A 19,454-nucleotide genomic window follows, 5' to 3' on the forward strand; every position below is an offset into this window, starting at 1 on the left:
GCGCCGGGGGCGCCCGTTCATGTCACTGCGGCGCCGCCGCGCCTGCGATCTCTTGCGGCCATGCCTCCCGCCGGTGCGCGGCGTCGAAGAACATCCACTCGTAGCGGGAGGTGGTCACGAAATGCGCGCGGGCAGTGGCTTCGTCGGCGTCGGTCAGGGCGGGCCCCACGCGGTCGGCGAGCGCGATCACCTCGGTGACCGTCGCGGCGAACTCGTCGCCGCCGTAGCTGTCGATCCAGCGCTGGTAGCGCGGGTCCGTCGAGCCGCGCTGGGCAAGCTCGGCCCCCACCTCGGCGTAGATCCAGTAGCAGGGCAGCACGGCGGCGAGCCCGTCGGCGAACGTGCCGTCGTAGACCGTGGCGATCAGGTAGCTGTTGTAGGCCTGCGTGGTCGGTGCGACTGCCACGGCGTCGACGGCCTCGGCCGACAGACCGAGCGCCGGCAAGAGCTCCCCGTGCAGTGCCAGCTCGACGTCGAAGACCTCGGCGGCGTGCCGGGCGAACATCGCGGTGTCGGCGAGGGTGCCGGCCTTCGCGCCGACGACCGCCAGCGCGCGGGCGTAGGCGCGCAGGTAGTGCACGTCCTGGGCCACGTAGTGCGCGAAGGCCGCGGGGTCGAGGGTGCCGTCGGTCAGGCCGGTGAGGAACGGGTGGGCGATGATCGCGTCGAAGATCGGGGCGATGTCGTGCCACAGCCGCGAGCTCCAGGAATCGGTGAGCGCCGAACCGATACGGGTCATGCTGATCATCCTCGCAGCGATGATTTCCGCGTGCCCGCCCGGTCACAACCACTGACCCGTAGCCCCGCACCAGACAGGATGGTCAGATGAGCCAGTCCGCGCTTCCCCCCGTCGTCGACGGCGCCACGTGGCGCGCACAGCTCGACGAGTTGCGCGCCCGAGAGAAGGCAGCCACCCGCGAACTCGACGCGATCGCCGCGCAACGGCGGCGCCTCCCGATGGTCGAGATGGGTGACTACACGTTGATCGGAGCCGACGGCCCGGTGCGGCTCGCCGACGTCTTCGAGGGGCGCTCGCAACTCATCGTCTACAACCACATGTGGAGTGACGGCGAGACGTGGCAGTGCGGCGGGTGCACCGGGTTCACCTCCCAGTTCACCCGGCTGGAGTTCCTCGACCGCTATGACGCCCGGTTCGTCATCGTCACGGCCGGCCCGATCTCCGAGGCACTGGCCTACAAGAAACGGGTGGGCAACACGATGGAGTGGTACTCGTCGTCGCAGAGTCCGTTCGCCGCCGACGTCGACGCAGCGCCGGGTACTGGGTTCGCGGTCAACGTGTTCCTGCGCGACGGCGACCGCGTGTACCGCACCTGGCACACCAACGGCCGGGGCACCGAGCAGCTGAGTCACTCGTTCGCATTGCTCGACATCCTGCCGTGGGGTCGCCAGGAGGTCTGGCAGGATTCGCCGACCGGCTGGCCGCAGCGGCCGACGTATTCGGGGTGGCTCGATTCGCCCGACATCGCCCGCGCCTACGGCGATCCGGGGGCCTGACCCGGGCGCGACGAAATCGGCGCCGCTTGGCACACTGTGCGCATGGCACAGATAACTTTGCGCGGAAACCCGATCAACACCGTTGGAGAACTTCCCGCTGTCGGATCGCCGGCACCCGGGTTCACGCTCGTCGGAACGGATCTCGGCACTGTCGGTGACGATCAGTTCCGCGGTAAGCCGCTGCTGCTGAACATCTTTCCCTCGGTCGACACCCCGGTGTGCGCGGCGAGCGTGCGCACGTTCAACGAGCGCGCGGCCGCGGCCGGCGGTGCGGTGCTCTGCGTGTCGAACGATCTTCCGTTCGCCCAGAAGCGGTTCTGCGGCGCCGAGGACATCGAGAACGTGACCCCGGCTTCGGCGTTCCGGGACAGCTTCGGCAACGACTACGGCATCACGATCGCCGACGGGCCGATGGCCGGTCTGCTGGCACGCGCGGTCGTGGTGGTCGGCGCCGACGGCACCGTCTCCTACACCGAACTGGTCCCCGAGATCGGTCAGGAGCCGGATTACGACGCCGCGCTGGCAGCCCTGGGCGCGTGACGCGCGACACACCCTAGGCGTCCCGGCGCCGGCATAGGTCACCGTTCGGTTCCGGTCGGGCATCTGATTGATTCGCAGTCCTGCGACGACGCAAGTGCGCCCCGTGAGGTGGTGTAGAAATGGTCATAGTGACTGTTGTTAACGATGAGATCAGTGCCCGCCGGTGCTGACAGCTCAGAAAGCGGTGGAAGTGCCATGCGAGCGGTTCGTGGGTTTGTCGTCCTGGTTCTCGGCGTCATTCTCGGCCCAGCTCTGAGTCTGGCGCTGGCGGTCGCGACGCCTGGCCTGGCATCGGCTCAGCCGACGCGCTCGGCCACGAACCAGAAAGCCGTGGAAGTCGTCATCGCCCGCGCGCTTTCCCAGCGCGGGGTGCCCTTCGCCTACGGCGGCGGCGGCGCGTCCGGGCCCAGCAAGGGCACCGTCGCCGCACCTGCCGACCCCGCAGCGCCCGATCAGGCCGCGCTGGACGCCTCCGCCCTCGACCTCACCACGCCTGGCTTGAACCTGCCCGCCGCGGCCCCCACACCGGCGCCCGCTCCGCGGGTGGAGGTGGTGGGCTTCGACGCTTCGGGATTGATGGTGTACTCCTACGCCGGGGTCGGCGTGAAGTTGCCGCGCTCCTCCGGCGAGATGTACAAGGTGGGCCAGAAAGTGATGCCGTCGCTGGCGCTGCCGGGCGACCTCCTGTTCTACGGACCCGACGGCACCCAGAGCGTCGCACTCTTCATCGGCAACGGGAAAATGGTCGAGACCACGGACTCCGGCGTCGCGGTCTCGGAGGTGCGGACCAAGGACATGGCTCCCTACCTGGTCCGCATCATCGCCTGACCGATTGCGCCACAGAGGGATTCGTGCCCGCATCCAGGCCGCCTAGGATGCGGGCATGAGCCTTCGAACCGGACGGTCCGTCCCGATCGAGGCCGGGCTGCTGCAGATCGAGGATTGCCTCGCCGCCGACGGCAGCATCGACCTTCCCGACGGCATCACGTTCATCTCGCTGATCGACCGCAACATCGCCCACGTCGGTCACGAGGTCGCCTACCGGTTCCTCGACCACTCCGGCGCCACGATGGTGACCCACGAGATCACCTGGAGCCGGCTGGGTGTGCGGATGGCCGCGGTCGCGGCTGCGGTGCAGCGCGTGGCCTCCGTGGGAGAGCGGGTCGCCGTGCTGGCACCGCAGGGACTCGACTACATCACCGGATTCTTCGGTGCGATCAAGGCCGGCGCGGTCGCTGTTCCGCTGTTCGCGCCCGAATTGCCCGGTCACGCCGAGCGCCTCGACGTCGCCTTGCGCGATTCACGACCAGCCGCCGTCCTGACGACCCGCGCCGCACGAGATTCCGTGGTGGCGTTCCTCGACCAGATGACGGGTCTGACTCGGCCCACCATCCTCACGATCGACGACGTGTTGGACAGCACGGCAACCGAGTTCGCCGCGACGAGCGTCGGTGTCGACGACGTCTCGCACCTCCAGTACACCGGCGGAGCCACTCGCGCGCCGGTCGGTGTCGAGATCACCCACCGGGCGGTCGGCACCAACCTGGTCCAGATGATCCTGTCGATCGATCTACTTGACCGCAACACCCATGGCGTGAGCTGGTTGCCGCTCTACCACGACATGGGTCTGTCGATGATCGGATTCCCCGCCGTCTACGGCGGTCATTCGACACTGCTGTCGCCGACGGCGTTCCTGCGCAGGCCCGTTCGCTGGGTGGAGGCGCTGTCGGCCGGGTCCGTGGTGGGCCGTGTGGTCACCGCCGCCCCCAACTTCGCCTACGAGTGGACCGCCGCGCGGGGGGTGCCGGCCGCGGGGTCAGCCGTCGACCTGGCCAACGTCGTGCTGATCATCGGCTCCGAACCGGTCAGCCTCGCCGCCATCGACGCCTTCACGACGGCGTTCTCTCCGTTCGGTCTGCCTCGGACCGCGTTCAAGCCCTCCTACGGAATCGCCGAGGCGACACTGCTCGTCGCGACGACGTCACCCAGCGCTGCCGCCCGTGTCCTCCATGTCGATCGCGAGGAACTGGCTCGCGGCGCCGCGGTCCCGGTCCCGCCCGACCACGAGCGGGCAGTGGCCCACGTGTCCTGTGGACAGGTCGCTCGCAGTCAGTGGTGCGTGATCGTGGATCCGGACACCGGAGGCGAGGTCGGCGACGGATGCGTGGGCGAGCCGTGGCTGCAGGGTGACAACGTCGGGCGCGGTTACTGGGACCGCGCCGAGGAGACCCGCCGCACATTCGGCGCGCACCTGGTGTCGACCTCGGCCGACGGCAGTCACGCCGCGGGCGCCGACCTCGGCCGGCCCTGGCTGCGCACCGGCGATCTCGGGTTCTATCTCGACGGTGAGCTCTACATCATCGGACGGATCGCCGATGTCGTGGCACTCGGCCAGAAGCGGTACTCGCCGCTGGATCTGGAGACCACCGCCGCCGACGCCTCACCGATGGTGCGCCGCGGATACGTGGCGGCGTTCTCCGACGGCGATCGCCTGATCATCGTCGCCGAGCGCGCATCCGGCGGCGGCCGCAGCGATCCCGCGGTCGCCGCGAGAGCAGTCATCGACGCCGTCCGTCACCGTCATCACGTGACGGTGAGTGACGTCCGGATCGTCCCGGCCGGCACGATCCCGCGTACCACCAGCGGCAAGCTGGCCCGGCGAGCGTGTCGCGATGCCTACCGCACCGGCGCCTTCGACCAAAGCCCGATCAGGTGACCGCGACGAAGGGACTCAGGACGTCCCTGACGAACTGAGTGGCGTTGGTCTTGGGATTGCTGTCCGGAAAGCTCACTGTGGCAAGCACATTGCCGCCCGCATCGACGAAATTGCCGTCGGCGCGGTCCTGGTGTGACGACGAGGTCACCAGGATGATCCCCGACGTGCCGGCGTCGCGGGCCAACGGAACCGAGAACTGCGCGTTCTGCACGGTGCTGTTGGCTCGATCCTCGACGATGATCCTGTCGTCCGGCAGCCCGAGCACCCGCAACGTCTTGCGCATCTCGCCCGCCTCGGTCCGCCCGTTCCGGGGGTTGCCGCCCGTCACGATCACCGGCGACTGCGGGAACATCTGCGCCACGGCGAGGCCGGTGAGCACACGGGTGTAGAGGATGGGCCGCATCGTGCCGTTGTCCTTGAGCCCGTATCCCAGTATGACGATCGCCGGCTTCGAGAAGTCCTTTGCCGCAACGGGGGGAGCTGCTTGCGCGGTGGGCACCACGCCCACGAGCACCGCGAGCATCGCCGAGAGCGCGAATGCCAGCCGCGCCGCGGCGCCGGAAAGGGTCACGACTGTTCATCGCCGCACAGCCGCCGCGTATTACGTTCCGGTCTCGATGGTCCAACGATGCGGCCGACACCGCAGTCGTCGTTGGCGCGATCTGCGTCGGCGTGGTCTCGTGGACGATGATGCCTTTCTTGCCAAGCACCCCGGCCCGTGTGGCCGTGGCCGTCAGCGCTTCCGTCGTGGCCCTGCTCGTCGCGGCCCCGACGGCCGCCTCGGCGCCTCCGTCGGACAGCCAGGGGTACATCGACTCCACCGCACGGTGTGAAGCGCCCGCGACTGCCGTGGTGTTCGGCAGCACCTCGGGCTCACGCGTGGCCATCTGCAAGACCACCGACGGGGACCTCGAGTACCGGGGAGTCAGGGTGCGCGACGGGGCCAGGCTGATCACCTCCGCGTCGCAGTCCGCTGATGGCGCGTTCAAAGCCGTCCGGGACGGAATCGAGTACATGGTGACCTCCGACGCGCTGGTCATCAGCTCCGGCGAGAAGGTCATCCGGGACGAGGAGATACTCGACTTCCACCGGCCGGGCAGCACCGCGGCGCAGACGCCGAAGACCTCGAGCACACCTCTGCCACCGCCGTTGCCCGCCGAGGTCGGCGGCGACGGCAGCTGACGGTCCGCTCAGGACAGCACGGTCACCTCGTCGCCGACACGCAGAGTTCCCGAACTCAGGAGTCGACACACCGATCCGCCGCGCCGTGACATGGCAGCCGCGGCACCGGGGCCGATCCAGTCGTCGAGCAGCCGGCACGGAGCGCTGAGCCGCACCACCTCGAGGTCGACGTCACCGATGCGGATCCGGGTGCCGGGCTTGGTGGGGATGTCGCCGCTGTCGACGGTGACGTTGCGCCGGGTGGCCCCGGAATCGACGGGCCGGCCGAGCGCAGCGGCGGCGGCGTCGAGCGCTGCGCGGGACTGGAGCGTCACGTGCCGGTGGCGGGTCCCGTGATACCGGTCGCCGACGAGTCCCTTGCCCTCCTCAGCGGTCACCGATTCCACGGATCGCGTAGGGATGCGCCGGCCGGGCGCCACGTGGATCTCGACGATGTGCACGACTGGCGAGCCTACTGACCGCGCGCCGCAGTCACATCACGTCATGATTTGCTCACAAATAGGACCGCAATTAACTGACGCGCCCGTCAGCAAATCTACTCGTGACAACAATTCCTCGCGTTTCGGTGGACAATTCATCACATTCTGGATACGTTTCTCGCGGTCGGGGCCACACACAGCAACATGGAGGGGTCGCGTCATGCGCACTACCGCACGTTCTTATGTCACTGCCGGCGTAGCCCTCATGGGGGCGGGAGTCATCTCCGCGACACCGGTCACCCCGAACCTCGACCTGCAGATCAAGAGTTATGACGTGGGGCTGGTCGCCGCCACGCAGAGCTGTGCGGAGGGCAGCGCGAGTGCGCTGTGCTCGACCCCGACCGGCGTTCCGTCGGCGGCACCGTTCGCAACCACCACCGACAGCACGAACATCCTCAACATCCCCGCGAATCTGTTTATCGCACTTGCCAATGCGCCGTACAACTTCTTCAACGCGCTGGGCGAGGGCGATGTCGCACTCGGTTCCGACCCCAACGGTGACTTCAGTTTTCAGCCCACCTACGAAGGCGTGACGCTGACCCAGCCGGAGGGCAGCGTCGTGGGCCTCGGCCGCAACCTGCGCTACACCGGCAACTGGTGGGTGTACAGCCAGACCAACATCCTGGGCACGGACCCGGCGGATCCGTCGCGGTATCAAGCGCTGACCAATGTGCTCGTGCCCTTCCCGGCGCTGTCGGTCCCCCTGGGAAACATGGTCGCGGCGATCGCCGCCTCGCAGCTACCCATGGACGTCGGATGCACGGGAACGGGTCCGGGCGCGTGCGATCATCCCGAGGCCATTCTCAGCAAAATGTTTGATTTTCGTCACGTGGCCGCACTGTTTTCGCCCGATGGCTACACCTATCCCGAAACCCGGGCCGGCATCACGTGCAGCGCCGACGGCCAGTGCTACGTCAAGGACGAGAACGGGCCCGAGGTGCCCTGGTCGGGCGAGACCGTGAAGCTCGATGCGACCGCACCGTTCACCAGCTTCTACAACAGCCTGACCAAGACGCCCGACTTCTCCGAGATCAAGCCCCTGACACCACAATTCGTCGCAGAGAGCCTGACGAGCCTGGCGAACGGCATCAACACCGACTTCAATCCGTTCGTCCTGGGGACGCAGTGCACCGTGTGCGCGCCGTTCGTGCCCAACCCGGAGAACAAGCCGATTCCGGGTCCGGTGTTCACCGACCCCGGCACGTCGTCGGCCACCACGACGCTGGCGGCCGACCAGAAGACCGCGACGCCCGAGACCACGACCGACGAGAAAGCCGACACGAAGGCCGAGACCACGACCGACGAGAAGGCCGACGAGAAAGCAGACGCCCCGGCCGAGGCGAAAACCCCCGCGACCGACGAGGCCACCTCGGATGGCGCCGACAGCCCGAGCACCACGTCGGGACCGAAGCACCGTAAGCCCACCGCGACGAGCACGGCGATCAAGCAGGTGCGCGACTCGATCAACGCCAGCGTCTCGAAGGTGAGCGACAGCTTCTCGAAGAAGTCGAAGACCACCGACTCGAGCAGCAGCAAGAGCACCAGCAAGAGCAGCGGTTCGGGTGAGGGCGGTTCGCAGGACTGAACGTGACGCGGATGGGCGGCCCGGTCACGCGCCGCCCATCCGCGCCGACGCTCACAGGTAGGGGTCGGCCCAGGCGCTGATGATCCGGGCCGCGCGGGCCGCCTGGTTCTTTTCGGTCAGCAGATGGTCGGCCCCCTCCAGGGACACGAAACTGCGGGGATGCCGTGCGGCACGGAAGATGTCGCTGGCGTTGGCGATGCCGACCGTGTTGTCAGTGGGCGAATGCATCACCAGCAGCGCGCGCCGCAGCGTCTTGATGCGCTCGCGCAGGTCGGCGGCACGGACGTCTTCGATGAAATGCCGTCGCAGCGTCAGCGCCTTACCGCCGATGAGAAGCGGTGCCTCCCCGTCGGATTCGATGCGTTCGACCAACGCGTCATAGATGTGCTCCACATGCGCGGGCTGAAACGGCGCGCCGACACTGGCCACCGCCGTCACCGTCGGGCACTCGTGGGCGGCCGCGATCGCCGCGGCGCCACCGAAGGAATGGCCCACCAGCAGCCGCACCTCGCGGTCGGAGTCGTTCATGAACTCGACCGCGCGCACGGTGTCGGCGACCTTGTGGGAGAACGATCCGTCGCCCCAGTCGCCCTCCGAGTGGCCGAGGCCCAGGTTGTCGAAGCGCAGCATGCCGATACCCTCGCTGGCCAACTGTTTGCACATGCGGCTGGCCGCCGGCGAATCCTTCCCGAGGGTGAAACCGTGTGCGAAGACCCCCCAGCCGCGGACTTCGCCGTCGGGTACGTCGATCAGGCCGGCCAGTGCCGGACCACTGCTGCTCGGGAACTTCACGCGCTCTGCCACGCCGACATCCTCTCAGTTCTCACCGGTGGCGCATCCTGGTGAGGGACGACCGGAGGAGATCTGATGATGAAGGTTCGGTTCGGAGTGAGCCTGGGCACGGACGTGGGACCGGAGGCGCTGGCGGATGTCGTCGACCGCCTCGAGGCCGAGGGAGTCGATTCCCTGTGGTTCTCCGAACTCGTGTATTCGCCGGCCATCGATCCCACCGTCGGAATGGCGTTCGCGCTGGCGCGTACCCGCCATCTCAAGGTGGGGACGTCGGTTGCCGTGCTGCCCGGCCGTCATCCGGTGCTGGTCGCCAAGCAGCTGCTGTCGATGGCCGCGCTCGCGCCCAAGAGGGTGCTGCCCGTGTTCGGCCTGCGCCCGGCGCTACCGGTCGAGCGCGACCTGTTCGTCGTGCCCGAGGGCAAGCGCGCCGCGGTGTTCGACGAGTCACTGACACTGCTGCGCCGCGTGCTACGTGACGACGCGGTCACGTTCGCCGGTGAGTTCTTCTCGGTTCGCGACGCCTCGATCACACCGAAAACTGCTGCGCCGCTTGATGTGTGGCTCGGCGGCTCCTCGCCGGCGGGGTATCGGCGGGTAGGGACCCTCGCCGACGGGTGGTTGGGCAGCTTCCTCACCCCGGACGAGACGCGCACCGCGCTGGCGGAAATCCGCGCGGCCGCCGAGCAGGCCGGACGACACGTCCCCGACGACCACTTCGGCATCAACGTGGCGGTCGGTACCGGCGATCTACCTGCGCCGGTGCGGGCAGCAGTCCACGCTCGCCGGCCCGACCTCGATCCTGCGGAGCTGGTCGCTTCCGACTGGCCTGCGCTGCATGCGATGCTCGACGGGTACATCGCCGCGGGCCTGACGAAGTTCGTCATCCGACCGCTGGGCTCGACGGACATGGGGGAGTTCTTGAACACTTTCGTCAAAGAGATTCTGCCGCGGCAGAATTGAGCTGCAACCGGCGAACGGTACTCGCTCGAACGCCGCACGTGCCAGACTTCCGAGCATGATCGAGATGCTGACGGACCTGCCACCGGGCGTGGCGGGGTTCCGGGTGTCCGGCCGTCTCGACGGCGCAGACCTGCGAGAATTCGCGCCGGTGATCGAACAGATGATGACGACGGGGGAGATCCGGCTCGTCGAGGTCGTCGCCGACGACTACGAGGGGTTCGGACCGGGCGGTCTGGCCGAGGACCTGCGGTTGGGGCTCGACGTGCTGATGCACCACCACAGCGCGTTCCGCCGCGTCGCCGTGGTCACCGACAAGGACTGGGTGGTTCACGCGCTGCACGCCTTCGCCTGGCTGGTGCCCGGTGAGGTCGCGCTGTTCTCGGTCGCGGATCTGGACGCGGCAGTCAGCTGGGCCGCCGCGTGACGCGGCCGGCAATCGACCGCGCCGCCCTGGTCGCAGGTGGCATACGCCTCACCTCGGGCGTCTGGTTTCTCGTGGACCCGCTACGGGCGAACCGTTTCTGGGGTGATCCGGCAGATCCGCCGCACACCGCGCTGCTGCTGTTGCGCTCGATGGGCTACCGCGATGCGTTGATAGGCGCGCTGCTGATCTCCGCGGCGGCATCGGGGCGCGACACTCGCGGCTGGTTCCTCGCCTCGGGAGGCGCCGACGCAGCCGATCTGCTCGGCGGACTGAGTGTGCACGATCACCTCAGTCGCTCGCAGTGGCTGATCGGCCTCGGCGGCGCGGTGGCCGGTATCGGCGTCGGGGTGTGGGGAGCGCTGCGGCCCCGCCGTTCCCGCGGGTGACTCAGCGCCGGGCCAGCAGCCAGGCTCGGCCTCCGTCCTCACCGGCGGTGACGATCTCCAGCGCACCGAACGCCCGGGTGAGTTCCCCGGCCGGTGCGCGATAGCGGCCAGGTGACGCACCGACCTCGCTGAGCACGCTGACGGCCAGCAGCCCGCCGCGCACCACGCGGTCGATCATCGCCCCGTACAGCGCGGGCGCGCGAAACATACTGCACAGCAACACATCGACCTCGTCACCGTGGGGGAGTCCGTCGTCGAGATCAGCCACGGCGATGTGACAACGCGTGGCAACCCCGTTCGAGCGGGCCAGTGCTCGCGCCGCGTCCACCGCGGTCGGGGATACGTCGTAGGCGTGGACCGCCATTCCCCGCTTCGCCAGCCACACGGCGGCGGTACCACGCCCACACGCGAGGTCGAGCGCGGTACCGCAGCGGGGCACCGCTTCGACATGCCGGCGGAACGGTGCCGGCAGCCCGACGTCGTCAGCGCGCACGGGGGGTAGCGATCGGTAGCGCTCCTCCCAGCGGAGACGATCGTCGTCGGACACGCCGTCATGGTAGGTCCGCGGCCCGAATACGGATCGGGCCTCGCCATCGGCCGTCTGGGTCGAGGATCTCACCGCGCTGGGTGATGTGCACCATGCCGCGACGCGCGAGGTCGCGGGAGATCTCCCGGGCGGTGTCCATCGCGGCCCGCCAGTCCGCGCCGCCGACCGCGCGGGCCGCATCCGACGGGCAGGTGCTGCTGCGCGAACCGCGGTGTCCGGCCAGTGCGCGGATCGCCGCGTCGAGTCGGCGCTCGAGCGGACCCTCGTCCAGCGCCACCCGGGCAGCATCGGCGTGCGGCCCCGGCCCGCCCGCGATCGTCTCCAGTTCCCTGCGCAGCTGGTCGGACATGGAACCAGTGAAGCAGCCGGCAGCTGTGAAATGGGCCACACCAGGCGTTTATCCGGACAGCGGATCGGTTAGTTCTCTAGCCGTACTCAACGATCGTGGGCCGGTCAGGCCCGAAAGGGGAGTTTCACCGATGAAGTTGACTCAGGTTCTTGCCAGCGCCGCCGTGTTCGGTGGCCTCACCGCAGGCGCTCTGGGTGTCGCCGGCGCCGCCGTCGCGCAGCCCGGCTACACGCCTCCGCCCGCTCCGCCCGCCGGCCCGAACGTCGGCACCCCCCCGGCGTGGGCCCCGCCCAAGCCGGTCGATCCGTCGTGGGCCGCCGGGAACCCGCAGGTGTGGGACGAAGGCTGGCAGCACTGGGGCGTCTGGCTGAACGGCGTCTTCGTTCCGACCTACTGATCACCTAAAACACGTGAATCGACCGCCGCGGACCCATCGGGCCCGCGGCGGTCGCATGTCATGACCGAAGACGGGCACTACATCGTCATCAAGGGCAGACGGTGGCGAGCCACGGATCCCGCGATCCCCGAACAGCGCCGCGAGGAACTGACACACATCCTGATGGCGTGGCGACGCGAGGTGCGGCGCACCCGGGGAACTCCGCAGGAGGCGACCGCCAGAGCGGGCGTGCAGGACGCCAAAGTGGCGCTGGGCGAACGTGGTTCACCACCGTGGTGGGAACAGTCCGACGATGAGCGCCGCGCGCGCTGGGAGCGGCCCGTGGCCCGCCCCGGTCAGGTCACCGACGACTAGACCGAACCGGCCGCAGCACACCGGTGCTGCAGCCGGTTCGGCCGTCTCAGGCGCCCAGTGTGCGCTGAATGTCGGGCTTCATCGCGTTCAGCTGTGCGCCCCAGTACCCCCAGCCATGCGTCCCGTTCGGCGGGAAGTTGAAGGTCGCGTTGCGTCCTCCGTCACCGAGGTAGGCCTTCTGGAACGCGCGGTTGCTGTCTCCGGTGATGCTCTCCAACACCTGACCGGGGATGTCACCGCCGCCGCCGAGGTCACCCGGGCGGCCGTTGCCGGTGTAGATCCACAGCCGCGTGCCGTTGGCCACGAGTCGTCCGGCCTGCAGGGTCGGGTCGTTGCGCTGCCACGCGGGACCGCCCCCGGGACCCCACATCGCGGTGGCGTCGAACCCACCCGCGTCACGCATCGCGAAGCCGACCAGGGTCGGCCAGATGCCCTGCGACAGGTTCAGGAACCCCGACAGCGATGCGGCGTAACTGAATTGGCCGGGATGGTAGGCGGCGAGGATCAGCGCCGCGCTGCCCGACATCGACAGGCCGACAACGGCGTTACCGCTGGGTGAGATCCCCTTGTTGGCCGCCAGATAGGCGGGCAGCTCGGAGGTCAGGAAGGTCTCCCACTGGTAGTTGTACGTGGTGCCGTTGCCGACGGCCGGACGCTGCCAGTTCGTGTAGAAGCTGGACATGCCGCCGACCGGCATCACCACCGAGAGACCGGATTCGAAGTAGTTCTCGAATGCCGCGGTTTCGATGTCCCAACCACTGTTGTCGTCACGGGCGCGCAGGCCGTCCAGCAGGTAGACCGCCTTCGGGCCGCCGCCCTGGAACTTGACCGGAATGTCGCGGCCCATCGCCGCAGAAGGAACCATCAGCGTCTCGACGGGCAGTCCGGGCCGCGAGTACGCGGCGGCGGTGGCGGATCCGCCGACGACCGCGACGAGACCCGGCAGCAGCAGCGCCACCAGTGCGCCGGCGATCAGCCGACGTCTGAATGCGAGGAAAAACTTCATGATCGTGTGTGCCGTCCTCTCCACCGCGCGCCTCGCGGCGCGCGTCTTGGGAACTGTCAGCGGGCGGCATGCAAGCCGAGGCGATGCTGTTGCTTCTCACCGCACCCGCGTGGACTAGTTCGTCACGTGACGTATCGCCGTTACCGGTGTGAAGGTTTCGTCACACTTCGTCCGGGCATCCGGGCGCCATGACGGTGACGAGCGAACACGTGCGCGAGCTCTTGGCGGCTGACTCCGATGCGGTACTGGTGCTGATCGGGGGCCACGCCGAGGTGGTATCGGGCACGGAGGTCGGCGACGACGCCCACCGTGGCGCGCTCGAGGTGATCTCCCGGGCGGACCTCCTCGAACGCACCGGTGGGACAACCCGACTGGATGACAGCGAGCTCGCGGCTCAGGCGGCCGCGTTGGACACGGCGGTCACAGAACTCGGGGGCTGATCGACGGTCAGCTCGACGCGCGTGCCCTCGCACCGATCTGTGGCACGCCGGCGAGCAGGCCCCGCTGGGGCACGCCGAGGATCGGTTCGGCCGCCGCACCGAGTTCGGCGAGCACGTCGTTGGCAGCCAGCACGCCCGACATGGCCGAGCGTTCCATGAGCCCGGACAGGTAGGGGGTGTCGACGTAGTCGCCGGCGACGCGCAGCCCACGCGCGTCGGTGCGCACCGTGGGCCGGGTGCCGGCCGAACCGGGCGGAAAAGCGGGCGCGGTGGCTTCGAGCCGGTCGTGGGTGTGCAGGATCCGCGCCGCCGCGGTCTCGGGCCACAGGATCGCCAGTTCCTTGCGCAGTGCGGTCGCAGCGCTCGCGGCGTCGGGAAGACGGCATGAGTAGGAGTGCAGTTCCACGATCGACCCACCCGTGGCGCGCGCCCACTCGATGCTCGGGTCTTCGAGGCGTGAGTACACGGCGATCGAGTCCAGTGTCGGTTGGCCGCTCACCGCGCAGAACGGTGCCCGATCCGCGGCGACGTCACGGTCGTACCAGATCCGGCTGACTGCGAAAGGCGGTGCCACCGTGAGCTTTTCGCACGCCTGCGCCAACAGGGGGGCGACCTGCGCGGTGCTCGGTGAGCGGCTCACGACGTCGGTGAGCGCCCCGGGGTCGAGTGCCATGATCACGTGCCGGGTGTCGATGGTCCCCGCCGTCGTCGTGACCCGCCAACCGTGGCCGTTCGGCTCGACCGACACGCACCCGGTGTTCATCTGGACCTCGGCGCCATGGCGCTGCAGATGGCTCTGCAGGGGGTCCCAGATCGCGGTTGCATAGTCGGTGGAAGGGACGTCGAAGCCGATTCCCTCGGGGTTGCCGAGGAAGTAGTAGTGGAACATCGCGATCAGTTCGGCGGCCGAGAGTTGCCCCTGGTTGCAGAAGAACGACCGGGCGAAGGCCTCGAACAGCATGCTTCGGCTGCGTGCGGTCATCCCGAAGCCGTCGAGGAACGTCGCGGCGTCCACATCGTCGAACTCGGCGTAGGTGGTTGCCCGGTCGTAGGCCAGCAGCGCCCGCCCGGTGTCGGCGTCGGCGCGCAGGAGTTCGCGGCGCGTCAGGCTCTTGGACCGCAACGCCAGTGCCAGCAGATTCAACGGGGGAGCGGCGGGCAGTCCGGAGAGGTCTTCGGCGGGCCACTCGGCGGAGATCACCGGGTAGCTCTTCACCGGCGCGAGAAACGAGAGCGTCGGATCGGCCCGTCGCAGGATCGCCCGCCAGGTGTAGTAGTGCCGGAAGAAGGCGTGGAAGCCGTGCTCGATGATCTGCTCGGCACCGTCGGGCAGACGCTCCGGCCATGCTCCCAGCCTGCCGCCCAGGTGGCCGGCCGCCTCGAGCAGCGTCACGGCGACACCGCGTTCGGCGAGCACCACCGCAGCCGAGACACCGGCGATGCCGCCGCCGACGACGACGGCCTCGTTGCCCGCGGGTACCTGCTGGGGCAGCAACGGATCCGGCACCACCAGGCGCCGCGGCCGCATGCGCAGCGGCGCGGCACGACTGGTCATGACATCACTCATCGGGGCGACTCCTTGTCGTTGATCGGTCCGCGCGGGCTTGGGCGAACACGCGGGCGGCGAACGGCAGCGCGACCACCCCCATCAGCACCCCGCCGGTGATCGCCGAGCCGGGCAGGCCGAAGAACACGGCGTGGGCCAGCACCGAGGAGAAGTAGACCCACAGATACAGCGCCGCTGCGGGTTTCGAGAACGACAACGTGCCGCGCGAGGGCAGCAGCAGGTGCAGCGCCACCATCATCGCGGTCGACACGAGCAGCCAGCCGCCGTAGTTCGTCAGCGGGATCCCGGGGATCAGAGGCAGGGTGTGGGTGGCGTCGAACCACCGCCAGTGCCCGGCTGCGACCATCTGTGGATCGAGGAACACGTCCCAGGCCGTCAACGCGTACGCGGCCACGGCGACGACGGCCGGCCCGCGCCGGGCGAGGCTGCGTCCGACCACCAGCGCCGGCCAGGCCATCATCACCCAGGCCATCGGCACGATCACCGGAACGCCGAGCACCTCGGGCCCCAGCGTGCCGGTGTAGGCGTAGCGCCCGAACGGAATCCCCGTCGCGACGCCGACCGCCTCGGCGAGCAGACCGCCGCCGCCGGCGACGGCTGCCAGGATCAGCGCCCCGCGCACCCCGTGCACCCGCCCGACGTCGGCCAGCGAGGCGAGGAAGAAGATCGCGACGCTGCACACCGTCACCGGGGTGCGCCACACCTCGGGCATCAACGGGTAGACGATCTGCACGACGACTGCCGAGACGACCAGGGCCCAGACCGCGGGCCGCCAGCGCAGGGGCGCAGTGTGGGCGCTGGGCACCGCAACCGCCACCCGCCGAACCTCCGCCTCGAGAGTCTTTCTGGCCGTGCGGCGCCTGCCGCCGGCGCGGCGCCACCGCCGAACTGCGTAGAGTTTGCAGGTGCCCGATGCGCGCCTTGCCGAAATCCTACGCGCCGCGACGGCGGTCGGATCGGCGCTCGCCGTCCTCGGCACGATGCTCGAGCTGGTCAATCTGCGCGTGCTGCGTCGGCCGGAGGAGCACCCGAATCCCGCGGTGGCGGCGGTGTCGGTGCTGATCCCGGCCCGCGACGAGGCGCATCGGATCGCGCCGACGATTCGTTCGGTGCTCGCGCAGAAGGCGCTGCCGGACGCCGAAATCCTGGTGCTCGACGACGGATCCACCGACGGTACCGCCGACGTCGTGCGGTGCGCCGCCGGTGATGATCCCCGGCTCGAGGTCCTGACGGGATCGCCGCCGCCGCCCGGGTGGCTGGGCAAGCCGCATGCGTGCGCGCAGCTGGCGGCGGCGGCGCGCGGTGAGATCCTGGTCTTCGTCGACGCCGATGTGGTGCTCGCGCCGACCGCCGTCGCGGGTGCGGCGATGATGCTCGAGAAAGCGGATGCCCCCCACCTGGTGAGCGTGTGGCCGCGGCAGGTGACCGCGGGGGCGCTGGGGCGCCTGGTGCAGCCGCTGCTGGCGTGGTCGTGGCTGACGACGGTGCCGCTTCGGATCGCCGAGAGGTCGCGACGACCGTCTCTGGCCGTGGCCAACGGGCAGTTCCTCGCGATACGCGCCGACGCGCTGGCCCGCGCGGGCGGTTGGGCTGCGGTGGCCGACGCCGTGCTCGACGACATCGGGCTGGCGCGGGCGGTGCGGATCAGCGGGGGCCGCACCGGCGTCGCCGACGGTTCCGGCGTCGCCACCTGCCGGATGTACGCCACGGGCCGCGAACTCAGCGCGGGCTACCGCAAGTCGCTGTGGGCGGCGTTCGGATCCGCCGCCGGCGCAGCGGCCGTGGGAGCCGTCTTGTGCCTGGTGTACGTCGTGCCGCCTGCCGCGGCGCTCGCCGGCTCCCGGGTCGGAGCGCTGGGTTACGCCGCCGCCGTCGTCGGCCGGCTGCCGGCACGCCGATGGTCCGGCCGCGGCGGCGCGGGGGACCTGTTCGACGCCGCCGGCCACCCGGTCTCCGTGCTGGCGTTGCTGGGATTGCTGGCCTCGTCGTGGGTGGGTCGTCGGCGCGGGACCCTGCAGTGGAAGGGCCGGGCCCTGTGAGCCGCGTCGTGGTGATCGGTGCCGGCTTGGGCGGATTGGCCGCTGCTGCGCGGCTGGCCGCACTCGGCCATCAGGTGACGGTGTGCGAGGCCGCGCCGACGGTCGGCGGCAAGCTGGGGGTCGTTCACCGCGACGGTTTCACCTTCGACACCGGGCCGTCTCTGCTGACGATGCCGGATCTGCTCACCGAGCTGTTCGCCGCCACCGGTGGTCCGTCGGACCTGCGCATCGAGCGCGTCGACCCGGCGTGCGCCTACCGATTCGCTGACGGCACCGAGCTGACGCTGCCTCACGACCGGAATGCGGTGGGAGCCGCGATCGACGACGTGTTGGGCCGGGAAGCGGGGCAGTCCTGGCGGCGTCTGCACGAACGAGCTCGACGGCTGTGGGATCTGGTGGGCGAACCTGTTCTCCGACAACCGATTTCACTACCGGCCCTGGCGCGGATGAGCGCGCGCCCGGCCGATCTGAGGGCGGTCGCGCCCTGGCGCACCATCGACGGCCTGGGTCGCGCCACGTTCGCCGACCCTCGGCTGCGGATGTGGCTGAACCGCTATGCGACCTACTCCGGCTCCGATCCCCGGCGCACCCCGTCGGTGCTGGCGGTCACCTCGTTCGTGGAGCAGGAGTTCGGCGCCTGGTACGTCGCCGGCGGTCTGCGGCGGATCGTCGACACGGTGGCCCGGCGCTGCGCCGAGCTCGGCGTCGAGATCCGGACCGACTCTCGGGTGGACGAGGTGGTCACCGGGGGTGGGCGTGTGTACGGAGTGCGCTGCGCCGGTACCACGGTGCCCGCCGATGTGGTGGTCAGCGACGCCGACGCGAGCGAGCTGTACGGCCGACTCGCGCCCGCGCGGGCCCGGCTCGCCCGACGGTTGCGCCGGACGCCCCGCTCGATGGCCGGTTTCGTGATGATGCTCGGTTTGTCCGGCCGGGAGCCGGGCGCAGCACACCGCATCCTTTTTCCCAGCGACTACGACGCCGAGTTCGACGCGATCTTCGGCCGTCGCCCGCGCCCGGTCGCGGATCCGACGGTCTATCTGCACGCCCCTGACGACCCGACGTTGCGCCCGAACGACGCCACCGAGGGCTGGTTCGTTCTGGTCAATGCGCCGGCGCACGATCCGGCGGGCGGCATGGACTGGGACGCCGCCGGACTCGCGGACACCTATTCCGCGCACATCCTGGACGTCCTGGCCGAGCGCGGTGTCGATGTCCGGTCGCGGTTGCAGTTCACCGAGGTCATCACGCCGGCCGAGCTCGAACGCCGCACGGGCGCTCCCGGCGGCGCGATCTACGGCACCGCATCACACGGTCCGCGGGCCGCGCTGCGTCGACCCGCCAACCGCAGCCCGATCCCTGGTTTGTTCCTGGTCGGGGGGTCGGCTCACCCGGGCGGCGGCATCCCGCTGGTGCTGATGTCGGCCGAGATCGTCGCGGGTCTCATCGGTCCGGCGGGAACGACGCGGGCATCGACCGGCGGATTCCGTTGAGCAGCTGCAGCATTCCGACCACGCCGACTGCGGTCCACACGATGGTGAACAGATCGGCCCACTGCCACCCCAGGCCTGGCGCCCCGCCGGGGAGCACCGCCACCGCACCCGCCGCCAGCGCGACCACGATGAGGCGCGTCGGACGCTCGGCCACGGTGACCGCCCCGACGCCGGGCATCCCGACCGCCTGCGCGCGCGCCCGCACGTATTCGAGCAGCAGCACCGACGTCACCGCAGCGAGCACCCAACCCAGCGAAGCGCCCAGTGCATACAGCACCGCACCCAGCAGCAGGTCGCCGATGCGGTCTGCGACGGAGTCGACCAGCGCCCCCAGCGGGCGGGCCCGCCCGGTGCCCAGGGCCACCGCGCCGTCGAGCCCGTCCAGCACCCCGGCGAGCAACACCAGGGGGACGACCAGCGCCGGCCAACCCGGACCGACGACGGCACCCCAGGCCGCGGCAAGGGCGAGCACGCCGGCCAGCGATAGGACGTCGGGCGGAATCCGTGAGACAGGTCCGGCGGAGAGCGCCCGCATGATGCGCAACCAGCCACGCACCACCGGGGACGGCTTCACGCCGCCGTGCAGGTGCGACCACCCCGCATCGTCGCCGCCCGATCCGGCGGGTATGTCAGGGACCATGGTCTCAGCCTGCCAGCGCGGCTCGCGACGAGTGAAGGACATG

Annotated in this window: 24 protein-coding genes; 14 read left to right on the forward strand and 10 right to left on the reverse strand. The window is 69.7% G+C overall.

Annotated elements, in window-relative coordinates:
- Positions 1–22: 22 nt before the first annotated feature.
- A complete protein-coding gene (gene tenA / locus ACXYX3_RS13810) occupies positions 23–739 on the reverse strand; it encodes a thiaminase II (RefSeq protein WP_458607895.1) in 717 nt (238 codons plus the stop codon).
- Positions 740–825: 86 nt separating this feature from the next.
- On the opposite strand from tenA, the gene ACXYX3_RS13815 reads away from it, so the two are divergent.
- From ACXYX3_RS13815 to ACXYX3_RS13830, 4 genes are all read left to right on the forward strand, one after another.
- On the forward strand, positions 826–1,515 hold the full coding sequence (locus tag ACXYX3_RS13815; protein ID WP_458607896.1) for a DUF899 domain-containing protein: 690 nt from the start codon (positions 826–828) through the stop codon (positions 1,513–1,515).
- Between the two features lie 42 nt (positions 1,516–1,557).
- Positions 1,558–2,055: a thiol peroxidase gene (gene tpx / locus ACXYX3_RS13820; protein WP_241206412.1), complete on the forward strand. Its 498-nt coding sequence runs from the start codon at positions 1,558–1,560 to the stop codon at positions 2,053–2,055.
- A gap of 195 nt (positions 2,056–2,250) precedes the next feature.
- On the forward strand, positions 2,251–2,883 hold the full coding sequence (ripD, locus tag ACXYX3_RS13825) for an NlpC/P60 family peptidoglycan-binding protein RipD (protein ID WP_458607897.1): 633 nt from the start codon (positions 2,251–2,253) through the stop codon (positions 2,881–2,883).
- A gap of 55 nt (positions 2,884–2,938) precedes the next feature.
- The gene (locus ACXYX3_RS13830; protein ID WP_458607898.1) at positions 2,939–4,771 is read left to right on the forward strand and encodes a fatty acyl-AMP ligase; all 1,833 of its coding nucleotides are present in this window, start codon (positions 2,939–2,941) and stop codon (positions 4,769–4,771) included.
- On the opposite strand, the gene ACXYX3_RS13835 is transcribed toward ACXYX3_RS13830, so the two are convergent.
- The gene (locus tag ACXYX3_RS13835) at positions 4,764–5,294 is read right to left on the reverse strand and encodes a YdcF family protein (RefSeq protein WP_458612085.1); all 531 of its coding nucleotides are present in this window, start codon (positions 5,292–5,294) and stop codon (positions 4,764–4,766) included. The genes ACXYX3_RS13830 and ACXYX3_RS13835 overlap by 8 nt on opposite strands.
- A gap of 167 nt (positions 5,295–5,461) precedes the next feature.
- On the opposite strand from ACXYX3_RS13835, the gene ACXYX3_RS13840 reads away from it, so the two are divergent.
- Positions 5,462–5,953: a hypothetical protein gene (locus ACXYX3_RS13840; protein WP_458607899.1), complete on the forward strand. Its 492-nt coding sequence runs from the start codon at positions 5,462–5,464 to the stop codon at positions 5,951–5,953.
- 8 nt (positions 5,954–5,961) lie between these two features.
- On the opposite strand, the gene ACXYX3_RS13845 is transcribed toward ACXYX3_RS13840, so the two are convergent.
- Positions 5,962–6,393, reverse strand: a complete 432-nt coding sequence (locus ACXYX3_RS13845) for an MOSC domain-containing protein (protein WP_458607900.1) — start codon at positions 6,391–6,393, stop codon at positions 5,962–5,964.
- A gap of 244 nt (positions 6,394–6,637) precedes the next feature.
- Here ACXYX3_RS13845 and ACXYX3_RS13850 point away from each other — a divergent pair, with 244 nt between their 5' ends.
- A complete protein-coding gene (locus ACXYX3_RS13850; protein ID WP_458607901.1) occupies positions 6,638–8,017 on the forward strand; it encodes a hypothetical protein in 1,380 nt (459 codons plus the stop codon).
- A 51-nt stretch (positions 8,018–8,068) separates the two neighbouring features.
- Here the strand turns inward: ACXYX3_RS13850 and ACXYX3_RS13855 are convergent, their stop codons facing one another.
- Positions 8,069–8,821 (reverse strand): alpha/beta hydrolase family protein, encoded by a 753-nt coding sequence (locus tag ACXYX3_RS13855; protein WP_241206406.1) that lies wholly within the window; start codon positions 8,819–8,821, stop codon positions 8,069–8,071.
- Between the two features lie 66 nt (positions 8,822–8,887).
- Here ACXYX3_RS13855 and ACXYX3_RS13860 point away from each other — a divergent pair, with 66 nt between their 5' ends.
- Genes ACXYX3_RS13860 through ACXYX3_RS13870 form a run of 3 tightly spaced genes read left to right on the forward strand, consistent with a single transcriptional unit; the run spans position 8,888 to position 10,579 of the window.
- The gene (locus ACXYX3_RS13860) at positions 8,888–9,769 is read left to right on the forward strand and encodes a TIGR03854 family LLM class F420-dependent oxidoreductase (protein WP_458612086.1); all 882 of its coding nucleotides are present in this window, start codon (positions 8,888–8,890) and stop codon (positions 9,767–9,769) included.
- Between the two features lie 55 nt (positions 9,770–9,824).
- Positions 9,825–10,193: a SpoIIAA family protein gene (locus ACXYX3_RS13865; protein ID WP_458607902.1), complete on the forward strand. Its 369-nt coding sequence runs from the start codon at positions 9,825–9,827 to the stop codon at positions 10,191–10,193.
- Positions 10,190–10,579, forward strand: a complete 390-nt coding sequence (locus ACXYX3_RS13870; protein WP_458607903.1) for a DUF4267 domain-containing protein — start codon at positions 10,190–10,192, stop codon at positions 10,577–10,579. The genes ACXYX3_RS13865 and ACXYX3_RS13870 overlap by 4 nt, the downstream gene beginning before the upstream one ends.
- Position 10,580: 1 nt before the next feature.
- On the opposite strand, the gene ACXYX3_RS13875 is transcribed toward ACXYX3_RS13870, so the two are convergent.
- Both ACXYX3_RS13875 and ACXYX3_RS13880 read right to left on the reverse strand, forming a co-directional pair.
- Positions 10,581–11,126 carry a class I SAM-dependent methyltransferase gene (locus tag ACXYX3_RS13875; RefSeq protein WP_458607904.1) on the reverse strand — a complete coding sequence of 182 codons (546 nt, stop codon included), beginning with the start codon at positions 11,124–11,126 and terminating at the stop codon, positions 10,581–10,583.
- A gap of 4 nt (positions 11,127–11,130) precedes the next feature.
- Positions 11,131–11,475 (reverse strand): DUF3253 domain-containing protein, encoded by a 345-nt coding sequence (locus ACXYX3_RS13880; RefSeq protein WP_458607905.1) that lies wholly within the window; start codon positions 11,473–11,475, stop codon positions 11,131–11,133.
- Positions 11,476–11,605: 130 nt separating this feature from the next.
- Between ACXYX3_RS13880 and ACXYX3_RS13885 the strand changes: the two genes are divergently transcribed.
- Together ACXYX3_RS13885 and ACXYX3_RS13890 are read left to right on the forward strand one after the other, a co-directional pair.
- Positions 11,606–11,872 carry a hypothetical protein gene (locus ACXYX3_RS13885; protein WP_458607906.1) on the forward strand — a complete coding sequence of 89 codons (267 nt, stop codon included), beginning with the start codon at positions 11,606–11,608 and terminating at the stop codon, positions 11,870–11,872.
- A 60-nt stretch (positions 11,873–11,932) separates the two neighbouring features.
- Positions 11,933–12,226, forward strand: coding sequence for a hypothetical protein (locus tag ACXYX3_RS13890; RefSeq protein WP_241206400.1), 294 nt, complete (start codon positions 11,933–11,935; stop codon positions 12,224–12,226).
- A 46-nt stretch (positions 12,227–12,272) separates the two neighbouring features.
- Here the strand turns inward: ACXYX3_RS13890 and ACXYX3_RS13895 are convergent, their stop codons facing one another.
- Entirely contained in the window at positions 12,273–13,232 is a 960-nt protein-coding gene (locus ACXYX3_RS13895; RefSeq protein ID WP_458607907.1) for an esterase family protein, read from the reverse strand.
- Positions 13,233–13,420: 188 nt separating this feature from the next.
- Here ACXYX3_RS13895 and ACXYX3_RS13900 point away from each other — a divergent pair, with 188 nt between their 5' ends.
- Positions 13,421–13,672, forward strand: coding sequence for a hypothetical protein (locus ACXYX3_RS13900; RefSeq protein WP_241206398.1), 252 nt, complete (start codon positions 13,421–13,423; stop codon positions 13,670–13,672).
- A gap of 7 nt (positions 13,673–13,679) precedes the next feature.
- On the opposite strand, the gene ACXYX3_RS13905 is transcribed toward ACXYX3_RS13900, so the two are convergent.
- Together ACXYX3_RS13905 and ACXYX3_RS13910 are read right to left on the reverse strand one after the other, a co-directional pair.
- Entirely contained in the window at positions 13,680–15,239 is a 1,560-nt protein-coding gene (locus tag ACXYX3_RS13905) for an FAD-dependent oxidoreductase (RefSeq protein ID WP_458607908.1), read from the reverse strand.
- Entirely contained in the window at positions 15,232–16,056 is an 825-nt protein-coding gene (locus ACXYX3_RS13910; protein ID WP_458607909.1) for a carotenoid biosynthesis protein, read from the reverse strand. Before ACXYX3_RS13910 ends, ACXYX3_RS13905 begins: the two co-directional genes overlap by 8 nt.
- An 88-nt stretch (positions 16,057–16,144) precedes the next feature.
- On the opposite strand from ACXYX3_RS13910, the gene ACXYX3_RS13915 reads away from it, so the two are divergent.
- Together ACXYX3_RS13915 and ACXYX3_RS13920 are read left to right on the forward strand one after the other, a co-directional pair.
- Positions 16,145–17,278, forward strand: a complete 1,134-nt coding sequence (locus ACXYX3_RS13915; protein ID WP_458607910.1) for a glycosyltransferase family 2 protein — start codon at positions 16,145–16,147, stop codon at positions 17,276–17,278.
- On the forward strand, positions 17,275–18,771 hold the full coding sequence (locus ACXYX3_RS13920) for a phytoene desaturase family protein (RefSeq protein ID WP_458607911.1): 1,497 nt from the start codon (positions 17,275–17,277) through the stop codon (positions 18,769–18,771). Before ACXYX3_RS13915 ends, ACXYX3_RS13920 begins: the two co-directional genes overlap by 4 nt.
- Here the strand turns inward: ACXYX3_RS13920 and ACXYX3_RS13925 are convergent.
- Positions 18,722–19,453 (reverse strand): CDP-alcohol phosphatidyltransferase family protein, encoded by a 732-nt coding sequence (locus tag ACXYX3_RS13925; protein ID WP_241206394.1) that lies wholly within the window; start codon positions 19,451–19,453, stop codon positions 18,722–18,724. The genes ACXYX3_RS13920 and ACXYX3_RS13925 overlap by 50 nt on opposite strands.
- Position 19,454: the final 1 nt, after the last annotated feature.

Source organism: Mycobacterium sp. Panama NTM2, from assembly GCF_054355555.1.